The organism is Streptomyces spiralis, from assembly GCF_014654675.1.
Classification (GTDB): Bacteria; Actinomycetota; Actinomycetes; order Streptomycetales; family Streptomycetaceae; genus Streptomyces; species Streptomyces spiralis.
Genome location: NZ_BNBC01000030.1, coordinates 1 through 8439 on the forward strand (window position 1 = coordinate 1; position 8439 = coordinate 8439).

An 8439-nucleotide genomic window follows, 5' to 3' on the forward strand; every position below is an offset into this window, starting at 1 on the left:
GAAGCGGTCGTCGAACAGCGAGGCGCCGACGCCGACGGTCACGGCCAGTTGGCCGGAGGGCAGCCGGCCGCCCAGGAGGCCGGAGTCGGCGGCCGGGCCGGTGATGCCGACCGGCTCGGGTATGCCGCCGCAGGTGAGGAACCGCGCCCGGTCGGTGAGCGTGCGCAGCACGTCGGTCAGCTCCGCGCGGTTCTCCGCGGTGACGTCCAGGGAGACGAACACGCACGTGCGTCGCGACGGCGCGAGCACGGAGCCCTGACGGATGCCGTGGAACGGCGCGACGGCAGCAGGGGTGGTGGTCGTGGTTCCGGGGGCGGCGGCCCCGCCGGTGGCGAGCCCGGCACCCGCCAGGGCCGCACTGCGCAGGAAGCCCCGCCTGCGAACCCCCTCGCCGCGTTGTGTGCCCGTCATGCCGTCCTCCGGGGGTCGCACAGCGTGGCCACGGAGGCCAGCCGCTCCACCAGGTCCCCGAGGACGGCGTCCGTCCGCTCCCGCTGGGCGCGAGTCAGATGGTCCAGCCCGAGCCAGCGGCCGGCGTGCCGGAAGCCGTCGAGGGTGTGCTGGGCGCGGTCCAGGTCCTGGTCGAGGGCCGGCAGACCGGCGTACCTGGCGGTCAGCAGCGGCCGCAGGCGGGACAGCACCTGCCGGGTGCCGTCGAGGTTGGCGCGGGCGGTGGCGAGGTTGCTTCCGCTGCCGTAGTCGGTGCGGCCGGTCAGCTCGAACTGCACGGTGTTCTCCAGGATCTCGTGAGCCCGCAGACCCAACTGGGCGGGGTCCATCCGGGCCTGCGCCCAGCTGTCGCGAAGCCCGGTCACCGACTTGAGCAGGGCTGCCGTGGGACCGCGCAGGCTGTCGGCGGATTGGCCGTGCCACAGCCCGTACTCGACGCGGTGGAAACCGGCGAAGTCCCTGTCGTGCGCCCCGCCCGGCAGCCCCGCGTCCGTACCGTTGATCCGTGCGTCGGCGTCACCGAAGGCGTCGTACGCCGCCCCCAGCCGTTCGTACTCCAGATGGGCCGGCAGCCAGGCCGACCTGGCGCCGGCGAGGTCACCGCGGTCGATTGCCTGCTGGAGCTTCGACGTGAGCCGGACGACCTCGGAGAGGCCGCCGCCGACCCACTTCTGATAGGCGATGGCCGGCGGGATCAGGTCGTGCTCCGTGACCGGGGCGGCACCTGGTCCGCGGCGCCCCGAAGTGACATGGACGCGGGGGCCGGTGGTGGCGTCGGCGTCGTCGGGCACACACCTGAAGGCGTACGTGCCCTCGCCCAGACGGACGGTCAACGACCGAGTCACACCAGGCCCGATGCCCTCCACCTCGCCGTACACGACCTGGCTCGCGGGGTCTTCGAGGTAGACCTCGGTGGCACCGTCCGAGGTGTTGTGGAGATCGAACACCTGCAGGCCGGCGGCGGGGCTCCGCCATCCCTGCCCGCAAAGGCCGGGTGACACCTCGATGGTGGCGTGCCGCAGTCCGTCGCCGGTCGTGGGTGACCGGTGCGATGTGTGCGGGAGCAGTACGGCTCCCACCGTGGCGAAGGCAAGGAGTGCGATGAGCGCACCCCACACGCGGAGCGGCCTGTGTGCGAGGCCGGCCACTTGCATTCCGGGCCTCCCGGGTGTGCCGTTCTGATCGACTCATGCTAGGCAGGGGCGCAGGAACGATCAGCCATCCGGAGCAATCCATGGCCGAGAATTCGCCCTGAGTTCACCGGACGGTCGAGGGCGGCCGCGCGCCCTCCCTCGTGAGGTTGATCAGAGCACCTTCCCTGATACGCAGTGCGAAGATGCCTCCGCCGCCCCGGGTCTGTGCTCGATGCCGCGAGGCACGTCATGCGGTCCAGCCGTGTCCGCCGCTGTTGTGGACCAGGGCGAGGACCGCCGTGGTGGCGACGAGGTACCCGGTGAGGCGGCCCTGGGGAGACAGCGCCGCCGGGGCCCAGGCGAGAGCCGCGTACCAGGGCATCGACCACGGAGCCGTGAGAACCCAGGCGAAGGCGAGCGCGAACGGTACGGCCACGACGGGTGGACAGTCCGCCGGTGTACGGCGGTGCAGAGCCCAGGCCAGCGCGAGCATCAGGGGCGGCCAGAGCAGGCGGATGACCGTCTCGGTCGCACCGGGTCCCAGAAGTTCGCTTCCCAGCCGTTCGAACACGGTCCACAACGACGGAGACGAGACCATCTGTGAGGCGGCGGAGAGCGGTTCGAGAGCATGCAGGCCGTACACGCTGTAGAGGAGTACGACGGTCAGCGTGGCCACCGAGGTCTGCAGGACGGCTCGCCGCCAGGCTCCCGCGCGCAGCAGCGGCCAGGCCAGTGCGACGCCGAGCAGGGCCGCACTGATCTTGACGCAGCAGGCCAGGCCGACCAGCCCACCGATGATCAGGTCGTGACGCAGGCAGGGGGTTCTGCGGGCGAAGTGGATCGCGCACACGGTGAGAGAGGCGACGATGGTGTCCAGATGCCCGCCTGCGACCAGCACACCGATCAGGAGAGGGTTGGCGACCCACAGCAGCCCGGCCCGGACGGGATCGTCCGCAGTGCGGATCAGCAGACGGCCCGTGACCAGGAACACGCCCGCGCCGGCCAGCATCAGGACCCATATCGTCAGCCATGGCCGCTCCCCGCCGACGAACGCCGCCGCGGCCTGCCACCACGTCGCGACCGGTCCGTACACGGAGGGAGTGTCATGCCAGGCGACGGCCACGAGATCGGCGTAGGGGGCTCCCAGTTGGGCCGGGGACGTCAGGTACGGGTCACCGCCGAGCGCGGCGATGCGGCCGTACGCCGCGTAACTGGCCGTGTCGGAAGAGCCGACCGGGGTGAGGTCGGCGACGACGAGCACCGCGAGGGCGCCCGACCGGAAGAGGACGCGGGGGTCGGGGCTCCAGCCGTGCCGACGGGCGTTGAGCATGCCGAGGGTGCCGAGGCAGGAGAGGACGACGGCCGCCGTGGTGACCGTCTGGGAGAGGGCGTCGGACATCGCCGGCAGCGCGAGCCAGGTGATGGGCACCGTGAGTGTGTTGTGATTGGGGGCGCTGGCGCCCACCAGGGCGAACAGCGTGACGCCCGCCGCTGACATGGCGACCGCACTGCGGGGCCTGGGCTGGGCGACGACCGCCGGCGCCGGTGCGACGACCGTCCGAAGCTGTGCCGGGGACGGCAGAGTCCGCTGGTTGTTGTCGGTCGTCAAGGTCAACCTCTGCGTCGTGCTCGGGCGTCGTCCGTCGGCGGGTCACCCCTGGCCCTCGCGGTCCACCGCCTTGGCCGGCGGCGCCCCGGAGAACGGGACGTACGAGCCGGGACACGATTCCCCGGCCTGACCCGCCCGACGGCCCGAGTTCTCGGATACCGGGCTGGTGTGATCGTCTGCTCCACGGGTGTTCGACGGCTTGCGACAGCATGAACATTCGGACATCGGCTCACCTTCGGCCGGCCGGACCGCCGATCTCGCCGCCGTCGAGGGGTCGAGGGCGCACGCGACCGGTGCGGGACACAGTGGCGGTAGGGTGAAGATCCGTGACAGAACTCGCGGCCCACCGCCGGACCCATCCGCTTCCCTCGCGCCCGATCCGCATAGCTGCCGCACAGGCCCGGGCCGAGGCCGGTGACATCGAAACGAACGCGGCCACCGTGGCGGCCATGGTCCGTGACGCCGCCCAGGCCGGGGCCCGGCTCGTGGTCTTTGCGGAGAAGTTCCTCAGCGGCTATGAACCCGACCTCATCCAGGCCGACCCCTTGAGATGCGCGGTGCAGCCCGGCGACCCACGACTGGACCCCGTCGCCGACGCCTGCCGGGAGACCGGCACGGTTGCCGTCGTCGGTGCCGCGTTCCACGACCAGGGCGATCTGTACGTGTCGGCACTGGTCATCGATGCGAACGGCGAGCTCGTCACCCGCTACGACAAGCAGCATCTGTTCAGGTCGGAACGCGAGATCTATCGCCAAGGCGAGGCCGGCTGCACCCTCCAGCTCGACGGCTGGCGCCTGGGGTTGGGCATCTGCTATGACTCTGGCTTTCCCGAGCACGCACGTGCGGCGGCGCTGGACGGCTGTCACGCCTACGTCGTCGGCGCCCTGTTCAGCGTCGGCAACGGCTATCACGAGTCGCGCACTTGGTTCCCCGCACGAGCTCTGGACAACACCTGCTACGCCGTGCTGGCCAACCACATCGGTACCACCGGGGGGTGGAGGACTTGCGGAGCCAGCGCCATTTGGGGCCCCGACGGGCGGCCGCTTGCCGAGGCCGGCACGGATCAGGCAGGGCTGATCACCGCCGACCTCGACCCGCAGGTGTTGCGTGCCATCCGGGACTCCGAACCAATGCTGCGTGACGTGCACGGCGCGAGCACCGGTGCTCGCACCTGCTGCGAACTCGCCTGACTCGCTTCCTCAGACGGCTTCTGGGGCTGGCCGCCGCTCTCCGCCGGCTTCCTCGCGAAGTTCAGCCGGCGGCTGGGGCACCGCACGGTGGAGCAAACCCCTCGCTGCCGGCCCCCGTGCTGGTCTTCCCGCACGCCGCAGCGCCAGGAGTCGAAACCGTGTTCGCGCGGCTCTCGGTTCGCCTCCGCCGGGCTCAGCTCATGGGGGTGGGGGAGGGGGACCCGGTCCTTGTCCCCGTCTCGGCGCCGGTGATCATACGGTCCGGTACGTGAGCGGTGTCCCGACGGGCCGCGAGCCAGTAGAGGGCGGCCGGTACGACCAGGCCGACGATCCAGGAGATGTCCGTGCCGCCGAGTGGCGCCACCAGCGGGCCGGTGTAGAAGCTGGTGGCCAGGAACGGCAGCTGGGCCAGGAGGCCTGTTCCGTAGACGACGAGTGCCTTGACGCGCCAGGCACCGTAGCGGCCGTGCGGGTCGCTGAGGGCGGGCAGGTCGTAGCGCTCCTTGGCGATCAGGTAGTAGTCCACCAGGTTGATCGCCGACCAGGGGGTGAACGCGGTGAGCAGGAAGAGCAGGAAGTCCTTGAAGGAGGACAGGAAGCTGTCCTTGCCCAGGAGGGCGACCGTGGTTCCCGCGATCATGATTCCCGCGATGTAGGCGGCGCGGGCGCGTGTGGACAGTTCGCGTTGCCGGCGGAAACCGCTGATGCCGGTGACCACCGACATGAATCCGCCGTAGGTGTTGAGCACGTTCACCGTCAGCTTGCCCAGGGCGATGACGAAGTACAGGAACGAGGCCGCCAGGCCGGCGCCGCCCAGACCGACGACGTAGCCGACCTGGTTGTCGACGAAGGCGCTGCCGGCCGCGGCCGCCGCGAGCGCGCCGAATGTCATGGACCACTGGGAGCCGAGGGCCGAGCCGCCGAGGGTCCACCAGAAGGTGGCGCGAGGTGAGGTGGTGCGGGGCAGATAGCGCGAGTAGTCGGCGACGTACGGGCCGAAGGCGAGTTGCCAGGAGGCGGAGAGGGAGACGGCGAGGAGGAACAGCGGCAGGTGGAAGGAGCGGTCGGCGAGGAGGGTGGTCAGGTCGGCGCGCTGCAGGAGGCGGATTCCGAGGTAGACGAAGGCCAGTGCGCACACGATGCTGGCCACCCGCCCCAGGGTGTGGATGAGCCGGTAGCCGACGAGCGTGGTGGCCGCGGTGACGAGGGCGAAGATGACGATGCCCGTGGTGTCGCCGAGGTGGGTGAGTTCGCCGACCGCCTGCCCGGCGAGCACGCTGCCGCTGGCGAAGAAGCCGACGTACATGACGATGACCAGGGCCAGCGGGACGACGGCTCCGCGGACGCCGAACTGGGCCCGGCTGGAGATCATCTGTGGGAGGCCCAGGCGGGGACCCTGGGCGGAGTGCAGAGCCATCACGGCGCCGCCGAGCAGGTTGCCGAGCAGCAGGCCGATGATCGACCAGAAGGCGTCCGCGCCGAAGACGACGGCGAGTGCGCCGGTGACGACCGCGGTGATCTGGAGATTGGCGCCCAGCCAGAGGGTGAACTGGCTGAACGCGTTGCCGTGCCGTTCGGCATCGGGGACGACATCGATCGAGCGTTGTTCGACCACGCCTGTCATAGGTATGCCCTCTTCCACGGATCCGGCCTGCATAGATTCATTCAGGATGAGATCGAATGAATGATCGGTCAATACCCTGGCGCAAAATATGAGCTGCGGATCGACTGGGGACGGGCGGCGAGGCAGCGCGCGGCGGGTGTGGGCGGTAGGGCTGCGCTGCTGCGAGGGCCTGGCCCGAGTGGGACCATGCGGGCTCCTCTGCACTCCGCGGTCGCCGGGCCTCACGGGCGATCGCCGACGAGCCTGCGCCGGCTACGGTCTGCTTCGTACCGGGGGAGTTTCGGACTGACGAGCAGGCCGAGGCGTACGGGACGTTCACCCAGGTGCCCACGAGCCCGGTGGAGGCGGTTTCTTCTTCCTCAACATCATCGCCGGCGGCCCAGGCCAGGGGCTGCGACCCTTCCGTGACCCGGACGCGCCCGAGGACGGTGACTAGGAGGGGTGGCCCCGGAATGTGTGGCCGAGTCCTGTTCGCCTACGGGGTGGTGCGGTACGGGGGAGCCGGCCATCACGCTCTCCCCGCCGGGTACGGGTCATCCGGGTCACCCAGTCGTGATGGCGAAGGGCCCGTTGTTTGCGAAGACGAGCTTGGCGAAGTTCTCGCCGATGCGGCGGTGTCCTTCGGGGCTGGGGTGGATCGCGTCCGGCAGGGGGAACTCGTCGTGGTCGCTCTCGCCGTAGAGGTCGAGTCCGTCGAGGTAGTGGAGGTTGGGGTCTTCGGCGGACCGCTGCTTGACGGTGTCGGCCAGGACGTCGCGGACGATCGTGAGCGTCAGCCGTCCGGCGGCGGTCTCGGCCGGATCGCCGGTGGCCTTGAACTTCAGGGTTCCGCTGGAGAGGTCCGGCATGAGAGGTCCGGGGGTGTTCTCGTGGGTCGGGCACAGGATGGGGGAGACCAGGAGCAAGGGGGTTGTGGGGTGGCCCTCGCGGATGGTGTCGAGGAAGCCGTGGATGGCGGGGGCGAAGGCGCGCAGGCGCATGGCGTCGCTGTTGACGACGTTGATGCCGAGCTTGACGCTGATCAGATCTGCGGGGGTGTCGCGCATCGCGCGGGCGGTGAACGGGTCGACCAGTGCGCTGCCGCCGAATCCGAGGTTGATCAGCTCCACATCGCCTGCGGAGGCGGCCAGGGCGGGCCAGATGGTGCTGGGGAAGACGGCGTTGGATCCTTGGCTGATGGAGCTGCCGTGGTGCAGCCACACCCGGCGTCCCTTGTCCGGGGCGGGCTCGACGGGGGCGTCGGTGCGCAGGGCGATGACCTCGGTGATCTCCGCGTGCGGGAGCCAGATCTCCATGTCCTTCTCGCCGGCGGGGAGGTCGGTGAAGTGGGCGGTGCCGGCGGGGCCCGGGGTGAATTCCGAGGTCTGGGTCTGCATGTCAGTGATGGTGCGCAGGTTCCCGCCGTCCACGGTGGCCTGGGCGGTGAGGCGGCCGTCGACCAGGAGGTCGTAGATGCCGTCCGGCGGGGGCGGGAAGCCCCGGTAGACGCGTTTGGTGGGCAGGGTGTCCAGGAGGATGGTGGTGGCGCTGGTGCGGAAGGCCAGCCGGACACCGGAGGGCTGGGCCTCGGCCACGGCCAGCAGGTCGTCGGGGATCTGGCGGCGCGCCCAGGCAGGCAGCCGGTGCGGCAGCAGGCCGTGGGCAGTCTCTTCCACGTCGAGGTGCCCGCGCAGGAAGTCGGCGGTGATGGGGGTGGTGATCAGGTTCTGTTCGGTGCTCATTGCCTCAAGCCTTTTGATTCCGGTGTGGGGCGGCCGGTCAGTGGGTGGACCGGCTCCGCAATGCGGTGTCGAGGCAGTCCAGGGTCCAGGCCCAGGACTGCTGAGCGGCGACGTCCGTGTGGTCGATAGCGCCGGCCGCCTCCAGGGAGGCATAGCCGTGGAAGACACTGCCCAGCATGCGGACCGCGTCTGGTCCGGCTCAGCCAGGTCGTAGCCGCGCAGGATCGCCCTTGTCATCTGTGCATGCCGGACGCCAGTGGCCTATGGCCAGTATGCAGGTACCTACAACCTATAGGCAAATGCTGTACCCATTAAGGTTTGGCGGCTCTGCCGAAGGGGGTTCCGGGGCCCTGCTACGCGGCGAACCCCATGTTGGTGACGTACTCGTACTGGCCCCACTCGGAGCCGAGGTCCACCACCGCGTCACTGACCCAGGCGTCGTCCATGGCCTCTTCGTCGTCGTTGGCCCATGCCTCGACGATGCGGTCGCCGTGCAAAGCTGGCCGTAGTGGAGGAGGGAGGGAAGGGCGGCGGTGGGCCGTGGATCTGGAGAGCGTTGCTGAGGAGCTGTACACGCTGCATCCGACCGAGTTCGTCGGAGCGCGCACGGCACGCGTCGAGGCGGCCCTGGCAGCGGGGAAAGCCGCCCTCGCTGCTCAGATCGCCGCACTGAAGCGTCCGACGCTGTCGGCCTGGGCTGGCAACCTGCTGG

Annotated in this window: 6 protein-coding genes and 2 pseudogenes; 1 reads left to right on the top strand and 7 read right to left on the bottom strand. The window is 70.2% G+C overall.

Annotated elements, in window-relative coordinates; translation table 11 throughout:
- From IE318_RS27200 to IE318_RS27210, 3 genes are all read right to left on the bottom strand, one after another.
- Positions 1–411: Dyp-type peroxidase domain-containing protein (locus IE318_RS27200; protein WP_189904514.1), on the bottom strand; the 411-nt coding region annotated here is incomplete at its 3' end.
- Positions 408–1604: an EfeM/EfeO family lipoprotein gene (locus IE318_RS27205; RefSeq protein ID WP_189904516.1), complete on the bottom strand. Its 1197-nt coding sequence runs from the start codon at positions 1602–1604 to the stop codon at positions 408–410. The genes IE318_RS27200 and IE318_RS27205, both read right to left, overlap by 4 nt.
- Before the next feature lie 226 nt (positions 1605–1830).
- Positions 1831–3192 carry an MptA/MptB family glycosyltransferase gene (locus IE318_RS27210; RefSeq protein WP_189904518.1) on the bottom strand — a complete coding sequence of 454 codons (1362 nt, stop codon included), beginning with the start codon at positions 3190–3192 and terminating at the stop codon, positions 1831–1833.
- Between the two features lie 326 nt (positions 3193–3518).
- Between IE318_RS27210 and IE318_RS27215 the strand changes: the two genes are divergently transcribed.
- Positions 3519–4382, top strand: coding sequence for a carbon-nitrogen hydrolase family protein (locus tag IE318_RS27215; RefSeq protein WP_189904520.1), 864 nt, complete (start codon positions 3519–3521; stop codon positions 4380–4382).
- Positions 4383–4575: 193 nt separating this feature from the next.
- On the opposite strand, the gene IE318_RS27220 is transcribed toward IE318_RS27215, so the two are convergent.
- From IE318_RS27220 to IE318_RS27235, 4 genes and pseudogenes are all read right to left on the bottom strand, one after another.
- The gene (locus IE318_RS27220; RefSeq protein WP_189904522.1) at positions 4576–6006 is read right to left on the bottom strand and encodes a purine-cytosine permease family protein; all 1431 of its coding nucleotides are present in this window, start codon (positions 6004–6006) and stop codon (positions 4576–4578) included.
- A gap of 542 nt (positions 6007–6548) precedes the next feature.
- Positions 6549–7727: a GDSL-type esterase/lipase family protein gene (locus IE318_RS27225; RefSeq protein ID WP_189904524.1), complete on the bottom strand. Its 1179-nt coding sequence runs from the start codon at positions 7725–7727 to the stop codon at positions 6549–6551.
- 37 nt (positions 7728–7764) lie between these two features.
- Positions 7765–7988 (bottom strand): annotated as a pseudogene (locus IE318_RS27230) (TetR-like C-terminal domain-containing protein); the annotation flags it as partial.
- Positions 7989–8080: 92 nt separating this feature from the next.
- Positions 8081–8215 (bottom strand): annotated as a pseudogene (locus IE318_RS27235) (transcriptional regulator); the annotation flags it as partial.
- Positions 8216–8439 lie beyond the last annotated feature (224 nt).